This window comes from Acetobacter sp. (assembly GCF_052102375.1).
In the GTDB taxonomy this organism is placed as follows: domain Bacteria; phylum Pseudomonadota; class Alphaproteobacteria; order Acetobacterales; family Acetobacteraceae; genus Acetobacter.
In genome coordinates, this window is record NZ_JBQDXI010000004.1 from 91,937 (window position 1) to 109,110 (window position 17,174).

Below are 17,174 nucleotides of genomic sequence, written 5' to 3' on the forward strand. Positions count from 1 at the left end.
CCGCTTGTCCGGCCCGGCCTGCGGGCCGCAGAAAACACTAGGGAGAGATGGAATCCGGCATGGCTCATAGCAGAACATCAGGCACCATAGAGGGTATGAAACGGCGCGGAGTCTGTTTTGTGATCTCGGCTCCATCAGGGGCAGGGAAGTCCACCATCGCCAATGCCCTGCGGGCGTCTGAACCACACCTGCTGCATTCCGTGTCCGTGACCACACGTCAGCCCCGACCCGGCGAGGCAGAGGGTGTACATTACCACTTCCGCAGCATGGACCAGTTTGAAGATATGGCGGCAAAAGGGGAACTGCTGGAGTGGGCCACGGTTTTTGGCCGCGGCTACGGCACACCCCGTGCTCCGGTTGAAGCGGCTTTGGCTGCTGGGCAGGATATGGTGTTCGATATTGACTGGCAGGGGCACCAGCAGATCCGTCAGGCGCTGCCTGATGATGTTGTGAGCCTGTTTGTCCTCCCCCCATCCTTGCAGGAACTGGAGCGCCGCCTGACATCCCGTGCGTCTGACCACCCGGATGAAATTGCCCGCCGTATGGCGGCTGCACGGGATGAAATTTCGCATTGGCAGGAATTTGATCACGTGGTGATCAATAAGGATCTTGATCGCGCTATATTTGAGGCACGATCTATTTTGACATCTGGCCGCCTTAAAACACGGCGGCAAACTGGCCTGACTGACTTTATCGCGACGTTTGGAGCCTGATCTTTATGGATTTCTCCTCAGTTTCCGTTCTGTGTCTGGGTGATGTCATGCTCGACCGTTTTTTATACGGCAGCATGGAACGTATTTCACCAGAAGCCCCGGTACCCGTGCTGTTGCTGGACAACCGGCGGGAAATGCCGGGTGGTGCGGGCAACGTGGCCAACAATATTACAGCACTTGGTGGCCATGCGGTACTGATCGGGCTGGTGGGGAAAGATGAGGCCGGGGGGCTGCTGCGGTCGGCACTGGCCAGACAGACCAGAGTGGTGGATGCAACTGTTGCAACCGTGAACCGTCCGACTATTTGTAAAACACGTTTTATTGCTGCCAACCAACAGGTTGTAAGGGCGGATGAAGAAAGCCGCCTGCTGCTCCAGCCCGCGGAGGCAGTAGCCCTCTGCGCCGCAATTGATGCCAGAATAGAAACAGTGCAGGCCGTTGTCGTATCAGACTACGGTAAGGGGGTGTGTGGCCCGCAGGTCCTGGAGCATGTGTTTTCTGCCGCCAAGGCGCGCAATATTCCGGTATTTGTAGACCCTAAATCTTCCGATTATCGTCTGTATTGCGGTGCAACCTGCATTACGCCCAACGGGAAGGAACTCGCGGCTGCGTCAGGCATGCCTGTAGAGACAGAAGCCCTGACAGAAGCGGCAGCCCGGAAGGTGATGGCAGATGCGGAGGCAGACGCCATTCTGGCAACACGGTCGGAAAAAGGCATGATGCTGGTGCGCCGCACCGGTGAGGTCCTCTCTGTGCCAGCGCGGGCGCGGGAGGTGTTTGACGTCTCTGGTGCCGGGGATACGGTGATTGCCACCATGGCGCTTGCAACGGGTGCTGGTCATTCGCTGGAGCAGGCTATGCGTGTGGCCAACGCGGCCGCCGGTGTTGTTGTGGCCAAACTTGGTACGGCCACAGCGGATATTCAGGAAGTGTTGCATGAGCTGGATGAACAGTCCGGCCCGGATGAAATGCCACATCTTCTGCCGCTGGCCGCAGCCCGTGCTCAGGTGCAGCGCTGGCAGAGCAGAGGTTTGAAAGTTGGTTTTACCAACGGTTGTTTTGATATTCTTCATCCCGGTCATGTCAGTCTTTTGGCAGAGGCCAGAGCAGCCTGTGACCGCCTGATTGTTGCTCTGAATACAGATGACAGTATCAGCCGCCTGAAAGGCCCGGAACGCCCCGTCAACACGCTTGACTCGCGCGCGCGCGTTATGGCCGCAGTCCGTTATGTAGATGCTGTTGTGGCTTTTGCAGAGGATACCCCGCTGGAGACTATTACCGCCCTGATGCCCGATGTGTTGATAAAAGGGGCAGACTACAAACCGGAGCAGGTTGTGGGGGCAGATGTGGTCATAGCTGCGGGCGGCTCTCTGGTTTTGGCTGATCTGGCACAGGGGCACTCCACAACAGCGACCATCGGTCGCATACGGCGGGTATAATGATGGGGCAGTTTTCTCCTGAGCACTCTTCGCTTCAGGGCGTGCATCACCAGTTCAGGCAATGGCTGTTTGACCAAGCTCTGCCGTTCTGGGCAACCGTAGGATGTGACGGAAGCGCGGGAAACCCGGCTCACTACGGTGCGCAGGAAAGCCTTACTCTGGCAGGTGAACCTGCTTTACCCCCCTTTAAGCGGGTTAGGGTTCAGGCACGGCAACTCTTTGTTTTCTCATGGGCTGTGTTGCAAGGGCAGACGCATTATCAGGCCTGTGCGGACGGTATTTTCAGGTTTCTCCTCAAAGCCCACAAGCCGGAGGGCGGGTGGGTATGCAGCCTCACCCCGGATGGCGCCGTGTTGGACCCTACGGCAGATTTGTATGATCTCGCCTTCGTTGTGTTCGCTCTGGCATGGTATGCGCGTGTTGAACCGGAGGGGCAGGCCCTCTCTTTGGCCCGCCAAACCGTGCTCTGGATTGAGCACGCCATGAGCACACCGCAGGGTGGTTTTCTGAATAGCCTGCCCTCAACCTCTGAACCCCGGCAGCAAAACCCGCACATGCATCTGTTTGAAGCTGTGCTGGCTCTGTATGAAACCACACAGGACAAAGCAGACCTTACACTCGGCCATATGCTTTATGCGTTATTTACCAAACATTTTCAGGATGCACGTACAGGGACGCTAGGCGAGTTCTTTACCCAAGACTGGCAACCTGCGTCAGGAATGCAGGGCCAATGGGTGGAGCCCGGTCATCATTTTGAGTGGGTATGGTTGCTTTCAGAATATGAGCGGCTGACAGGTGTAAAAACAGAGGCTCAGGCCCGGCGTCTGTACGACTTTGCAACCTGTCACGGCTTTAAGACAGAAACAGCTTTGGTCGATGATGCTCTTGACCGTGCTGGTGCGGTGCTCAAGGCATCTTCTCGTTTGTGGGTGCAGGGGGAAGCTCTCAGGGGAATGCTGGTGTTTGACCCGCAGGACCAGCACGGGCTGGTGACACGCGTGGTCCAGAATTTGCTGGAGCGTTATTTTAAAGGCTGCCCGGCAGGGACATGGTTAGACCAGATGGACGAAAAAGGGCTGCCTGCCTCTCACTCCATCCCCACCAGTTCCTTGTATCATATTACAACGGCTTTTGCTGCGCTGGACAAAGTTGTGACATCTGCACCCTTGCAGCCAAGCACAGCAGCTACAGCGTATGCTGACGCACACAGTAAGACCTGCTAGACACACGGCGTGAGTATGACAAAAACAGACATAACGGCACAGGCTGACGACAGCATCCTGTCCCTTTCCCTCCGCCAGCCCCCCGCCAATATTGAAGCCGAACAGGCGTTGCTGGGGGCATTGCTGACCAATAACCGCGCCTATGACCGCGTGTCAGACTTTCTGACCGGGGCGCATTTTGCCAATCAGGTGAATGGCCGTGTTTACGATGCCATAGCCCGCCGTATTGAAAACGGCCAACTGGCAGACCCGGTAACCCTGCGTGCAGAACTGGAGAATTCCGGTGTGCTGACAGAGGTAGGCGGCATGGCCTATCTGGGTAAATTGCTGACCTCCATGGTGGGGATCATCAATGCAGGTGACTATGGCCGCGCTATTCACGACGCGTGGATCCGGCGGCAGTTGATTGATATTGGGGAAGGTGTTGTCAACAACGCGTTTGGTGCAACCTCGGCCCTGTCGGGCCCGGACCAGATTGCCGCAGGGGAAGAAGCGCTGTTCCGGCTTGCCACAGAAAAAGGGCAGGACGGCGGTTTTGTTGACTTTGATAGGGCACTGACCAACGCCATTGCGACAGCCGAAAAAGCGTTCCAGAACGATGGCCATGTTGCAGGCCTGACGTCTGGCCTGCGGGATCTAGATAAAAAGACCGGCGGGTTGCATCCGTCCGATCTTCTTATTCTGGCAGGTCGTCCCGCCATGGGTAAAACCGCTCTGGCAACCAAAGTGGCCTTTTCTGCCGCCCGCGCCTTGTTGCAGGAAGCGGAAGACACAGGGCCGGGTGTACAGCCAAAGGGAACTGTTGCTATCTTCTCGCTCGAAATGTCAGCCGAACAGTTGGCCGGACGTATTCTGTCTGAGCAGGCCGAGGTGTCGGGTGAGCGTATTCGTCGTGGTGATATCGGGCAGAAGGAATTTGACCGCTTTGTGCGTGTCAGCCGCGAATTAGCCCGCCTGCCGCTGGTAATTGACGATACACCGGCCATCTCTCTTTCCGCCATGCGAACCCGCTGCCGCCGCTTAAAGCGCACACGTGGTTTAAGTTTGGTGGTGGTGGACTATTTGCAGCTTATGCGTCCCTCTGTCGGGACACGGCCAGAAAGCCGCGTTCTTGAAATTTCCATGATTACACAGGGCCTTAAAGCAATTGCGAAGGAACTGGAGGTGCCAGTTATTGCACTTTCTCAGCTCTCCCGTCAGGTGGAATCACGCGAAGATAAACGCCCTATGCTGTCTGACCTTCGTGAGTCCGGCTCTATTGAGCAGGACGCGGATGCCGTGATGTTTGTGTACCGTGATGAATATTACCTGCAACAACGTATGCCCAAGGAAACAGCCTTTGATTCCATGGAAAAATACGGAGCAGCACTAGACGACTGGCAGCGTAAAATGGGTCTTGTGCATAACAAGGCTGAGTTGATTTTGGAAAAACAGAGGCATGGCCCTACTGGTACAGTGCATCTGTTCTTTGAAGGCGAATATACGCGCTTTGCTGATTTGGAAACACAACATGAAGATCAGCCGCACCATTAAAATACGTACTGTTTTAAGGTGGCAGATTTTAAAGCATACACCAGAAAAAAATGGTGTGCGCTGTTAGGGTGAGTAGGTCCTTAATATCCCTATAGACAGATATTTCATGCAGGAGGCGTTAAAACTGGTTCCACTAGAACCAGTTTTAACGTTTTATTTTTTATGCCTGAGACGAGGCGATAGAATTTGGCACCGTAATAGGAATGTCGTGCTGCTGAAAAGCCTGCCACAAATCAAACAAGGCTTCACTTCGTACCTTTGCGACATCCAGCCCCTGCCGGGCACGCGCGGTACCGGTTAACAACGCTGATCCGTCAGTGATGGATGTGATGCTTGCAGTTGGTGCAAGTTGTGGATCTACATTTTCACTGGCTGCCAGAGTTTCCACCACAACCTGCATTGCTTTCTGCAAATCAGATGAGAACGGGAGTTGCAGAACAGTTGTGAAAACTCCCGGCTTTTCAGCACGTGTGGCGTTCCGCACAGCAGAGGTAATGAACTGGGAGTTCGGGACAATCATGGTCGAACCATCAGCCAGTTTGATATTGGTGGAGCGCACACTAATACGGGCAACCTCACCATGAGCACCGGCAATATCCACCACGTCCCCAATAGAGACGGGACGCTCTGCCATGAGAATAATGCCGGATACGAAGTTCTGTACGATAGACTGCAAGCCAAAACCAATACCGACTGACAGGGCGCTGACAACCCATGTCATGCTCTTCATGGTCACGCCCAGCGCAGACGCCATGCTCAGGCCAATTAAAATCCATGCAGCGTAGGTAATAACGTTCAGGATGGAGCTTTGTGCCCCAATATTGAGCCGTGTTGTCGGGAAGAAGCGCTGCAAAAACCATGTTTTAACGATTTTGATGGCATAGTGCCCAATAACCGGCAAAATGGCGCACAACAAAAGTGTGTCGAGCGAGATAGAAAAGCTGTCATCTGCTGGTTTCCCGCTCTGTCCACGAAAAATGTACAGAATGCGGTTGCCAACCTGCGCGGGGTCAAAGTCTGCGCCTGCCGTTGCAACGGATGAGGCGAGAATAAGCAGGAAAACGCTAATAAGCCCCGGAATGACAACGCTTGCCTGATCCACAAGCCGGGCAGGCAGTCCAAGCTGCACCAAATGATGCCCTATGGGGCCTTCAGACGGGAAAACGCTGCTTCCCAAAGCTGTAGCCAGAAGCGAGATCAGCAGCAGGCCCGTCAGGGTGATGGCCATGACGGAAATCCACGAGATAATCGTGTAGGCCAACGGAATATAACCGGATAGCACTGCCAGCCAGCAGACAATGCAGACCGTCATGGCCAATGTGCGAAGCAGCGGCGCAACCGTTGGCGGCGCACCTGTTCCTTCTTCCGCAGAAAGGCGGAGCTGCCGGGGGATAGCAAACAGCAGCGGGCTGACAGCAAGCGTATAAAGCCCGTCAAAAAACTGAACATGCAGAATGCTCAGGCCACTCTGGGTATCTACATATCGCAAAATGCCGCGAATAATAAGGGCAACAGCAAACCAGATGGGAAAGAGGCGTAGGTGATGCGCCACACGGTCCGGCATGGGAAAGACACGCCATTCTGCTTTGCGCGAAAGCAGGCTGATGCCTAACTCTACCACAAACCCACACAGCGGAACCTGCGCTGCGACCATTTCTGCCAGATTGTCGAGGTCCTCTCCCAAGGCAGGGTTGTCGAGAGCAATGCCTTCCCAAGCCAGACGGAACGCAAAAGCCCATGCGACGATACTTAAAACCGCACACAAAACGGTCGCGGCAATTGGCCGGATGCGGCCTGTGGGCAGAATGCGCGCAACCAAAATGCGTACAGGCTTATGGCAGAAGAAATATGCTGTCAGCAAAAGAGCGGAAAGCAGAAAAGCCCCCAGAGTGATAAGGGCGTGGCGACCTGTAAAGGCTTGCGCCAGCACAGCGCGCGTTTCCTGCATCAGGTCATTGGCGCTGCTGGATGTTGCAGCGGACTCACTACTCAGTTGAGACCAGAACGTTACGCCAAGAGGGGACGGAAAGCGCTGCGTCAAGGTGGCTTGCTGAATGGCCGTGCCGTGCTGGCGTAATTCGCCAACTAGTTGCTGTGCTTCAACCTGATACAGTTTCAACCGGGTAATGCGGTTGGAAATGTCGCGTTGTTTGGCGGTCAGAGCCTTACGTTGGGCGGTAATGGCGGCAGGTTCGGCTGGGTCATCCTTGCCGGGTGGTTTGCCCAGTACGTCCAGAAAATTCTGATAGACAGATTCATAGGGTTTGATTTTTGCAGCCAGAGCATCAGTTTGTGAAGAAACCGCCGTTGCCCTTTTGAGGAGGGATGCAAAGGCGGCTGCATTATCAGTCTTGCTATAGGGTTTTAAACTGTCCTGATATATCGCGTGAATTTCAGACCCTATCTTCGCGAGTGTATCGTCGGAGACGGCGAGTGAGATGTCTGAAATAAGCGGGGTAAGGGGCTGGTCATCAGCGGCGGATGCTGCGGCGGGAGGCGGTGTGTCCGCTCCAAATGCTTGGGGAACGGAAAGAGGCAGGGCGGAAAGTAGCCCACCCCACAGAAAGATCACGGCAGGAAGAAGTGCGCGCAGCATCGTTTTAGACATTAATTCTTTCTTCACCCCTCAGGGAAAACACAGTCTGGAATAAACGTGGCGACCAGTAAGGGGGTTGCGTCCCCTACATGAAAAGCAGCCAAACTGTTATGGCTGGGGCGGTAAGATGATAAAGGAATTCAGGCCTTGGGAGGAATGGCCATGTAACCTGTTTTTAAAAAATCAATGGCAGGATCTGTATCGATTAAAAAACAATCAGTTATGGTTTTTGATAAGCGGAAATGATTTTGAAGTATTCCGCCCGAGCGAATGAACACCATATGGCATAGGTTTTTTCAAGTTCGGACAACGGTGTGCCGCGCACAATTTCCAGTGCCAGCCCGCGCAGCATTGTTGTGGCCAACAAGCGCAGTGGTTCCCACACTGTGGGGGGGACGTTGGATGTCAGGTTGGCAAGCCAGCGCGCCATGAAGGCATCAATGCGGGCCAGAACCGGGGCAGTGGCCTCTGCAAGTTCGGCATCGCTGCGGCGGGCAAGTTCTATTTCAATGGTGGCAATAAATTCCGGCCCTTCGCAGATCAACGTCCACAAGGCCTCCAACATAGCGTCTATTTTTTCTGTGGGGGTTGTCTTGTGAGTCATGGCGCGCCGGTAAAGGCTGGCCCGTTTGAGGCCATAGTGCCGTAACACTGCCGCCATTACTAAAGCCTTTGTAGGAAAATGGTGCTGCATGGCACCAAGGCTTATGCCACCCTGCCGTGCAATGGCCTGTACGGTTGTTGCCGCATATCCGTTGGTTTGCAGAAGGGCGGCTGCAGCGTGAACAACTTTTTCCTGAGTGGCTGCACTACGGTCGAGCTGCTTGCGGCGGCGTGGGGTGGTAGGTGGGGGCAGGGTCATAAACTTGTGTGATGTCTTATCGGGGCAAAGGCTATCAGGTCGCGTTTAGCGTGCGCATGGCCTTATGGTGTACTCGTGCCAAACCCGACAGCCACGACCCTGTAACAGTTATTTATGATTGCTGTGCAGGTTGTCGTGGTACCCGAACTTTTCCCATTCCTGCGGGGTCGTCATGCGTTTTGGCTCGCCTTTGAACATGCCACAGGCAGAAAGCGCAACAGCACATACCAGCATTAGTACCACATGTTTCATGGTCTTATTTCCATTCAGGTCTACCACCCTGTCTCTATCTCATTCACAGGGCGGGTGGGCAAGCAGTTAGACTGTAAAAAGCTGCATTATACGGCAGAGTGTTTATTTGCGGAGTTCCATGCCAATAGGGCCTTCGCGCCTGCCGTGCGTAAACTGGTCCACCATGGGGTTGCCACTGTTCATCAAGGAGGTTGCAGGCCCCTGCCAGATAAGTCTGCCTTTGTATAACATGGCGGCTTCATCCCCAATACGCTGGGCAGAGGCCATGTCGTGCGTAATGGCAATGGCTGTTGACCCCAGTTTTTTGACGCAATCCACAATCAGGCCGTCAATTACGGCCCCCATAATGGGGTCCAGACCAGTTGTGGGTTCATCAAAAAACAAAATATCCGGCGTTGCGGCAATGGCACGTGCCAGCCCAACGCGTTTTTGCATCCCGCCGGACAACTCGGAGGGGTAGAGCTCACCGACCGAGGGATCGAGCCCTACCTGTGCCAGAATGCTCCCTGCATGCGCCCGGGCCTCCGAGCGCTTCAGGCGTTTGCGCGCCAGCAGACCAAAAGTTACGTTTTCCCACACGGGTAAACTATCAAATAGGGCGCCGTTCTGGAACAGCATACCAATTTCGCTGCGCAGGGCTTCACGACGCTTGCTAGAGGCCGTGAGGATATTTTCCCCGTCAATTTCAATGCTGCCGGAATCAGGAACAATCAGCCCGAGGATGCAGCGGAGCAGTACGGATTTCCCACTGCCTGACCCACCGATAATAACAAAAGACGTGCCTTGCGGTACATCCAGCGTAATGCCGTCCAGCACCTTCTTGGCACCAAAAGACTTGTGCAGATCACGAATACGGATCTTGGGGGGGCGGGTATCTGTCATTGTGAGAAGAACAGGTCTGTCAGGAGGTAATCAAACGCCAGCAGCAGGATGGACGCCACAACAACTGCAGCCGTGGTGGCAGAGCCTACGCCCTCAGCGCCGCCCTTACTGTTGTACCCATAGTAACAGCCCATCAGCGCGATCAGGAACCCGAAGAGCGCGGCCTTAACCAGCCCGACTGTCACATCAATAGCTTTAAGAGAGTTGAGGGTGGACACGATATAGGCATGGGGCGAGAAGCCAAGCTTCATGACGCAGACCGTAAATCCGCCAGCAACACCCAACACGTCTGCAATCAATACCAGCAGGGGCAGGGCAATAAGCCCAGCCAGCAGCCGGGGTGCTACCAGATATTTCATGGGATTGGTGGACAGGGTGGTGAGTGCATCCACCTGATCTGTCACACGCATGGTGCCAATTTGTGCGGCCATAGCAGCGCCCACGCGGCCAGCAACCATCAAGCCTGCCAGCACGGGCCCAAGTTCACGCGTAACCGCAAGTACAACAATGCCTGCAATGGCGTTCTGCACATGATATTGCGCAAAACCGGTATAGGATTGCAGGGCAATGACGCCGCCTGAAAACAGGGCTGTCAGCGCCACAACGGGAAGGGAGAAAAAACCCGTTTCCATAAAAGCGCCAAAAAACACCCGTCCGTAGAAAGGTGGCCGCACAATATGTGAAAGACCTTCAAGCGCAAAGAGAGCCAAAGACCCGGCTGCCCGTATAAGCGCAAGCGTGGCACGGCCCAGTCTGGCCACAAGGTTGAGCACAATATCCATACGCTGCGGCTGTCGCTCCTGATGCAGTGTGACGGGTCAATCAAGCCTACTGCCGTAGCCTGATACGCAGGGCACGTCAAAGCCTGAGTGGGTGTGTGAAGGGAGGACTGCGGTTTGGGACACAAAATCACGGCTGTATTGGTGTTAGCCATTGCAGGTCCCGGCGGCTGAGGGCATGTGTTGGGCACAAACAGGCCTGTTGGGCCGGACAAGAAAAAGGCGGGAGGGCTGCAAATGCGTATAGCCATGATTGGCGGCGGGTATGTCGGGCTGGTGTCAGGCGCATGTTTTGCTGAATTTGGTATTAACGTGTCTGTGGTTGAAACAAACCCAACCCGCCTCTCTGCCCTGCGTGAAGGGCGTATTCCCATTTACGAACCCGGGCTGGATGCACTGGTTGCTTCCAACAGTCAGGCAGGACGTCTTACCTTTGGGGATGATATTGCAGAGGCAGTTGCCGGGGCCGCCGCAGTTTTTATTGCTGTTGGCACCCCACCGCGCAATGGGGATGGTGCCGCGGACCTGCAATATGTTCACGCAGCCGCTCGCCAGATTGCGGAAGCCCTGACGGGCTATGCGGTTATTGTCACCAAATCAACCGTGCCTGTTGGCACCAGCCGCCGTATTGCCGAGATTATCCGCGCAACACGGCCAGAGGCTGACTTTGATGTGGCTTCCAATCCCGAGTTTCTGCGTGAAGGCAGCGCGATTGGAGACTTTATGCGTCCTGACCGTGTGATTATCGGGCTGGACCAAAAGCGCCCGGAACGGGCCGCTCAAGCTGAAGCCGTGCTGCGCCAGGTATACCGCCCCCTTGCCAGCAGCGAGGCCACTTTGCTGTTTACCGGTCTGGAAACGGCAGAGTTGACCAAATATGCCTCTAACTCGTTCCTTGCCATGAAGATCTCGTTTATTAATGAAATGGCGGATCTGTGCGAAAAACTGGGTGCAGATGTGCATGAACTTGCACGTGGCATGGGGCTGGATACGCGTATTGGGCGGGACTTTCTCCAGCCCGGCCCAGGGTATGGTGGCTCCTGCTTTCCCAAAGACACGCTGGCTCTGTCTCGCATAGCGCAGGAAGCCCATAGCGCCAGCCGTCTGGTTGAGACAACCGTGCAGGTGAACGAGGCCCGCAAGGCCGGTATGGCTGGCCGTATTGCCAGTGCATGCTGTGGCTCTGTCGCTGGTAAGACCGTAGGTGTGCTGGGGCTGACTTTTAAACCAGAAACGGATGATATGCGGGAGTCAGCCTCCATTCCCATCCTGCACCGTCTGGCAGAAGCTGGAGCGACCATTCGCGCGTTTGACCCTGTTGGTATGGATGCAGCCAAGCCGCTCCTGCCTGAGGGTGTTGTGTATTGTGCAGATGCGCTGGAAGTGGCGGATCAGGCAGACGTGCTGGTTGTGCTGACGGAGTGGAATATTTTCCGCGCACTTTCCCCCAACGAAATTGCCAAACGGATGCGCAGCGGCGTTGTGGTGGACCTGCGTAATATTTTCGACCCGCAGGCCATGCGTGCTGCGGGGCTTACCTATCAGTCTGTTGGGCGGCCTTGAGGAATACGTCATCAGGCACCAGATTGCCTGATGTATGACAGGGAGAAATAAGCGTGGCTAAAAAACCGTCCCGCCAGTTTGTGTGCCGCAATTGTGGGACGGCGTACCCCAAGTGGGTTGGCCAGTGTGAAGCCTGCGGTGAATGGAACACGCTGGAAGAAGAAACAGTTGAGCCGCTGGCAGCCTCCACGGCTTCTGGTGCTGCAAAAGGTCGACGGATCAAACTGGAGGGGCTGGACGGTATAGCCAAGCCACCACCCCGTATTGAAACGACCATTGCAGAGTTTGACCGTGTGTTAGGGGGGGGGCTTGTGCCAGCCTCCGTTGTGCTGGTGGGGGGTGACCCCGGCATTGGTAAATCGACCCTGCTGCTGCAAGCCGCCTGCCGTCTGGCGGGCAATGGCGAACGTGTTCTCTATATTTCTGGGGAAGAAGCGGTCGATCAAATCCGCCTGCGCGCCCTGCGTCTGGGGGTGGGGACGACAAAACTCGACCTCGCGGCTTCCATTAACGTGGCTGATATTGTCTCAACCCTAGAGGCCGAGACAGACGTTAAAGCTGTTATTATCGACTCCATCCAGACAATGTGGCTGGAAACTGTGGCAAGCGCACCCGGTACGGTCTCGCAGGTCAGGGCGTGTGCGTTTGAGCTTATCCGGCTGGCTAAAAGGCGCGGGTTTAGCCTCATCCTTGTTGGGCATGTCACAAAGGAAGGGGCCTTGGCTGGTCCACGTGTGCTGGAGCACATGGTGGATGCCGTCATGTATTTTGAAGGTGACCGCGGGCATCAGTTCCGCATTTTGCGGGCTGCCAAAAACCGCTTTGGCGCTACGGATGAGATTGGCGTTTTTGCCATGACAGATCGGGGATTGGAGGAAGTCAGCAACCCGTCTGCATTGTTTCTGGCAGAGCGGCGGGGGAATATTGCCGGGTCTGCCGTATTTGCCGGACTTGAAGGAACGCGGCCTGTGCTGTTGGAAGTACAGGCGTTGCTTTCTCCCAAAAGCGGGGATGGTGCGCCACGCAGGGCTGTTGTGGGGTGGGATACCGGGCGGCTTTCCATGTTGCTTGCCGTGCTGGAAACCCGATGCGGCCTTAAGTTATCCGGCATGGATGTCTATCTGAATTTTGCAGGCGGGTTGAAGGTGGTGGAGCCAGCAGCCGACCTTGCCGTGGCAGCCGCTCTTATTTCTGCCGCCAGTGGTGTCCCCACCAGCTCCGGCGAGGTCTATTTTGGTGAAGTGGGTTTGTCGGGTGAGGTCAGGCAGGTTGCGCAGGCGGATGCCCGGTTGAAAGAAGCCGCCAAATTAGGGTTTGATCAGGCAACCCTACCACGGCGTGTTGCGCGGGGGAGTGTCCGCAATAAGCCACCAGAAGGACTGGCCTTGCGTGAGTTGGGACATTTGTCTGATTTGATCAGCGCAGACATGGATGCTGAATAAGCCAATAGGTGATAAAAGTGGATTGTCAGGGCGTGTGAAATCAGTATAGTGCGCGTCACACGCTTACGCGGATGTAGTTCAATGGTAGAACGGCAGCTTCCCAAGCTGCATACGGGGGTTCGATTCCCCTCATCCGCTCCAGCGTAGTTTTTTCCTATAAAACATAAAGTTACTCAGCTTTTGCCAGTGTTGTTATGCGCTGAAGAGTATGCTCCTGCTTGTCGTAATAATGCGCTCTCAGATTGGCGTATTCCATAGTGGGTTATTGCTTGCTCATTCATGGTGAGTGGTGCCTCTTCTCCAGACAAAAGCGTTTAAGAGACACAAGTTAAAGTCTCTATCAATTTTATGTGACACTTTCTCTTTATAAATAGTTATAGGGTTTTATTTTATTTCAAGATTGAAATGGAAGTTTTTCATTAAAGGAAATTCCAAAAATAAGAGTGTGCAGACTACAAAGGTAAAAAAATTAAGAATTTTTAGGTATGGAATTGCTTATAATTCTAAATTCCGGTTATGAAACAATCACAATGTATTGAGATATATTTTTGTTTATTTATAATGTTATGAAATGCATCACTTTGTATTTTGAAAAATCCGTAGAAAAATGACCTTGAAAATAATATATCCTCATGTAGAGTTTATATTACGATGAAGATAATATATGGTCTGCTTCGTTCGTGATTATAACCGCACTCAGGAATTTCTTGGGTTGGAGGAATGAAGCTACTTTTTGCATTGGGCACCTCACAAAAATAACAAGAGTAATGGGGAGGGCATGGGCATGGAGCACGCACAGTTGAAGGCAGGCTTGTCAGATCAGGAAGGGAGACGCTGAAGCATCATGCGTCGCTTATTCTATTCAAGCCTGATGCTGGGGGCTGTTGCATCCTTATCGTCCTACGCAAAGGCGGAAAAAACGCTCGTGTCTGTTGGCGGACTGACCGTACAGGGTGGTCTGGACATTGGTGGCGCGGCATTTTACCTGCCCAGTGTTAATTTTGGTGCAGGGTCTTATGCGCCTCGGTCAGATGGCCAGTATAAACGCACCAAAAGCCCTGCCTCTGGTGAGTTATATGGCAAGCCTATCCTAACAGGCCGATGGGACTGGGGGCACGGCGTTGCTGTTATTGGCACAGCCTCCGCGCTGGGTGCTGCAACGCTTGGGCATGGTGACGGACAAATCATGTCCCAAACCTCGGGGTCACCACACTCCATTTATCTGGAAGAGGCCAATATTGGCCTCACCATGCCTGTAAAAATTGCACATGCCCCGCACACTCTGACAGTGCTGGGTGGGCGGCAGTCTTTTATTGTTGATGATGGCTTTTTGATTGGTAAGGGCACTTATAGTGCAGGCCGCAGGGGGGCGTGGTGGTATGCACCACGTTTTGCCTTTTCCGGACCCGGCGTTATCAAACTGGAAGGCCAGTCCGTCAGGGCGGATGCGTTTATGCTGGAGAGCAACACAGATAACGATATTGATCGAGGCTATGACAGGCCAAAAACCAAATTTGTGGGTTTTGATGTCAGTTGGTTTACCAGCACACCCGGAGGGCATGGCGGCAGTGTCTATGCGGAGCGTGCCTCTTACGTAACACTTACATATTTTCACATACGCGATGCTGATACCTCTGCAGGATATGATCACTCAGCCCGAGCAGACCGTAACGGCATGAATGTGGCATCCCTTAGCTGGGGAGGAACACTATTCCCTGTAAAAGCACTTGGAATTTCAAAGAATTTCACATTTTACGGTAGTTTTGTTTCTGAGCAGAATAGCCATGCGGGCAATGGTTACAAATCCGTAGAAGCATACGGCATGTTTTTTGAGCCGGGTTATCGGTTTACAATGTTACCGTGGCAACCCAAGGTTTTTTATCGCTATACGCAGTTTGGTGGCGGTAAAAATCCTAACGGTACAGTCAAGAGAAGTTACGACACTCTCTTCCTGTATGATGGCAAACGCTACTGCTACGGCGGGTATTGGCCCGGTGAAATTATTGGTATGTATCTTGCGCCCCTCTCAAACCTCAAAGTGCAGCAGTTTGACCTGACTGTAACAGCTCCTTTTCATCTCTTAAAACGGGAAGATGGCTTGAAACTGGGTGTGCATTACTACAATTTGTCCTTGCTTCACCCGTCTGGTGCAGGGCTGCACAATGTGGCCAACCATATTTCTGACGAGGTTGATGTCACGGCGGAATACGCAATGAATGCAACGACATCCGCAGCACTTGCCGGGGGGATGGCCTTTTCCGGACCTTCAGGCAAGGCGCTTGCGCAAGCTGGCTTGCCCGCAGGATACCCTATGCCAAAAATAAGCAGGCAGTCTGGCATTCTGGAATTCTATTTCTACAAACACTTCTGACAAGACGAATGCGGGGTAGAAATTTCTTTCCGTTTGATAAATGATCTGAGCAAGAAACGAAACTGAGGAACACCAGCATATGACCGAACAGGGCAGCACCACCACACCGGTTTCTGCATCCGGAGGGTTAAAAAACCGGCATATTGCCATGATCGCACTGGGCGGCATTATTGGGGCAGGGCTATTTGTGGGCAGCAGTGCTGCCATAGCAACGACCGGGCCGGGTGTGCTGGTTGCTTTTCTGGCTGTTGGTCTGCTGGTTATTCTGGTCATGCGTATGCTGGGCGAACTTGTTGTGGTTGACCCCGGCCGCGGCTCTTTTGTCGAGTATATCCGTGAAGCTCATGGTAACCGTGCAGGGTTTACCGCAGGGTGGCTCTACTGGTTTTTCTGGGTTGTTGTCTTGGGGAGTGAGGCCATAGCAGGCGCATTGCTGGTGCGGGACTGGGTGGCTTTACCAGTCTGGCTTCTCTCATTGCTGCTTATCGTTGCTTTAAAGCTCATCAATTTTGCTGCTCCCCGGATTTTTGGTGAGTGCGAGTTCTGGTTGTCTCTCATCAAGGTTCTTAGCATTGTTGCTTTTATTGGCGTAGCCTTGCTGTATGTGTTGCATGTCTTTGGTCCGGGTGTGCCAGCAATGCACAACTTCCTTGGGCACGGTGGGTTCTTCCCGCATGGTATTGTGGCGGTTCTTGCAATTATCCCGACTATTCTGTTCACCATGATGGGGTCTGAAATTGCAACTGTTGCAGCAGCAGAGTCTTCTGAGCCATCTAAAAATGTTGCGCGGGTTACGCGTACAATCGGCACACGTGTAACACTGTTTTATCTGTTCTCTGTGGCCATGGTACTGCTGGTCGTGCCTTGGACGAACATTGTGCCCGGTAAGTCTCCGTTTGTAACGGCGATGGATACAATGGGCATACCTGGTGCAGGCCTGTTTATGCGCATTGTTGTTTTGAGCGCTATTTTATCCTGCCTCAATTCCAGCATGTATATCACATCCCGTATCCTGACAGAGCTGGCAGGCCGTGGCGATGCACCGTCCAGTCTGGCACGGTCTACCGCGACTACGGTGCCGCGTATGGCAGTTGTGGTCAGCAGCATTGTCGGGGCATTGGTTGCGTTCTCATCTATCCTGTCCCCAGACACAATTTTTGCATTTTTATTGAGCTGTAGCGGTGGGGTTATTCTGGTTGTCTATTCCATGATTGTTACCGCATATCTGGTAACACGCCGTAGAGCAGAAAAAGCGGGACAGGCGGAAGGCTTTAACTTGCCGCTTTTCCCGGTCTGCAATTATGTAACCCTGCTGGCCGTTGCACTGGTTTTTGTTGCCATGATCTTTAACGATGCAGAGCGCATGACAGCCCTTGCCAGTCTTGGCACATCCGTTGCGTTTTATGCCGCAGCATGTGTGTGGAGCCGACGTTCCTGAACTAATGTGAGCAGGCTACTTTTTTTACCCCTGCCGCATGCATGTAGCAGGGGTATTTTTTTGTGTGACGAGCCTAATTGC

13 protein-coding genes and 1 tRNA gene are annotated in these 17,174 nt (G+C 53.8%); 9 read left to right on the forward strand and 5 right to left on the reverse strand.

Features of this window, described 5'->3' with window-relative positions; all coding sequences use genetic code 11:
• The first annotated feature begins 59 nt into the window (after positions 1–59).
• Genes gmk through ACTIDN_RS02950 form a run of 4 tightly spaced genes read left to right on the forward strand, consistent with a single transcriptional unit; the run spans position 60 to position 4,908 of the window.
• Complete coding sequence (gene gmk, locus ACTIDN_RS02935; protein WP_415507848.1) at positions 60–713, forward strand: guanylate kinase; 654 nt, start codon at positions 60–62, stop codon at positions 711–713.
• A 5-nt stretch (positions 714–718) separates the two neighbouring features.
• On the forward strand, positions 719–2,152 hold the full coding sequence (rfaE1, locus tag ACTIDN_RS02940) for a D-glycero-beta-D-manno-heptose-7-phosphate kinase (protein ID WP_441375913.1): 1,434 nt from the start codon (positions 719–721) through the stop codon (positions 2,150–2,152).
• Positions 2,152–3,375 carry an AGE family epimerase/isomerase gene (locus ACTIDN_RS02945; RefSeq protein ID WP_441375914.1) on the forward strand — a complete coding sequence of 408 codons (1,224 nt, stop codon included), beginning with the start codon at positions 2,152–2,154 and terminating at the stop codon, positions 3,373–3,375. Before rfaE1 ends, ACTIDN_RS02945 begins: the two co-directional genes overlap by 1 nt.
• Before the next feature lie 15 nt (positions 3,376–3,390).
• A complete protein-coding gene (locus ACTIDN_RS02950) occupies positions 3,391–4,908 on the forward strand; it encodes a replicative DNA helicase (RefSeq protein ID WP_048838506.1) in 1,518 nt (505 codons plus the stop codon).
• 160 nt (positions 4,909–5,068) lie between these two features.
• Here the strand turns inward: ACTIDN_RS02950 and ACTIDN_RS02955 are convergent, their stop codons facing one another.
• The 5 genes from ACTIDN_RS02955 to ACTIDN_RS02975 all read right to left on the reverse strand — a co-directional run bounded on the left by ACTIDN_RS02955 (position 5,069) and on the right by ACTIDN_RS02975 (position 10,282).
• Positions 5,069–7,516 carry a mechanosensitive ion channel family protein gene (locus ACTIDN_RS02955; protein ID WP_441375915.1) on the reverse strand — a complete coding sequence of 816 codons (2,448 nt, stop codon included), beginning with the start codon at positions 7,514–7,516 and terminating at the stop codon, positions 5,069–5,071.
• Between the two features lie 208 nt (positions 7,517–7,724).
• A complete protein-coding gene (locus ACTIDN_RS02960) occupies positions 7,725–8,366 on the reverse strand; it encodes a TetR/AcrR family transcriptional regulator (protein ID WP_441375916.1) in 642 nt (213 codons plus the stop codon).
• A 108-nt stretch (positions 8,367–8,474) separates the two neighbouring features.
• Positions 8,475–8,618, reverse strand: a complete 144-nt coding sequence (locus ACTIDN_RS02965) for a hypothetical protein (RefSeq protein ID WP_181015826.1) — start codon at positions 8,616–8,618, stop codon at positions 8,475–8,477.
• A 102-nt stretch (positions 8,619–8,720) separates the two neighbouring features.
• Positions 8,721–9,500: an ABC transporter ATP-binding protein gene (locus tag ACTIDN_RS02970; RefSeq protein ID WP_441375917.1), complete on the reverse strand. Its 780-nt coding sequence runs from the start codon at positions 9,498–9,500 to the stop codon at positions 8,721–8,723.
• Entirely contained in the window at positions 9,497–10,282 is a 786-nt protein-coding gene (locus tag ACTIDN_RS02975) for an MlaE family ABC transporter permease (RefSeq protein WP_048838591.1), read from the reverse strand. Before ACTIDN_RS02975 ends, ACTIDN_RS02970 begins: the two co-directional genes overlap by 4 nt.
• Before the next feature lie 234 nt (positions 10,283–10,516).
• On the opposite strand from ACTIDN_RS02975, the gene ACTIDN_RS02980 reads away from it, so the two are divergent.
• From ACTIDN_RS02980 to ACTIDN_RS03000, 5 genes are all read left to right on the forward strand, one after another.
• Positions 10,517–11,842, forward strand: coding sequence for a UDP-glucose dehydrogenase family protein (locus ACTIDN_RS02980; protein ID WP_441375918.1), 1,326 nt, complete (start codon positions 10,517–10,519; stop codon positions 11,840–11,842).
• A 53-nt stretch (positions 11,843–11,895) separates the two neighbouring features.
• Positions 11,896–13,284: a DNA repair protein RadA gene (gene radA / locus ACTIDN_RS02985; protein WP_441375919.1), complete on the forward strand. Its 1,389-nt coding sequence runs from the start codon at positions 11,896–11,898 to the stop codon at positions 13,282–13,284.
• Between the two features lie 67 nt (positions 13,285–13,351).
• A tRNA-Gly gene (locus ACTIDN_RS02990) sits at positions 13,352–13,425 on the forward strand.
• A 730-nt stretch (positions 13,426–14,155) separates the two neighbouring features.
• Complete coding sequence (locus ACTIDN_RS02995) at positions 14,156–15,655, forward strand: hypothetical protein (RefSeq protein WP_441375946.1); 1,500 nt, start codon at positions 14,156–14,158, stop codon at positions 15,653–15,655.
• Between the two features lie 79 nt (positions 15,656–15,734).
• The gene (locus ACTIDN_RS03000; RefSeq protein WP_415507988.1) at positions 15,735–17,093 is read left to right on the forward strand and encodes an amino acid permease; all 1,359 of its coding nucleotides are present in this window, start codon (positions 15,735–15,737) and stop codon (positions 17,091–17,093) included.
• Positions 17,094–17,174: the final 81 nt, after the last annotated feature.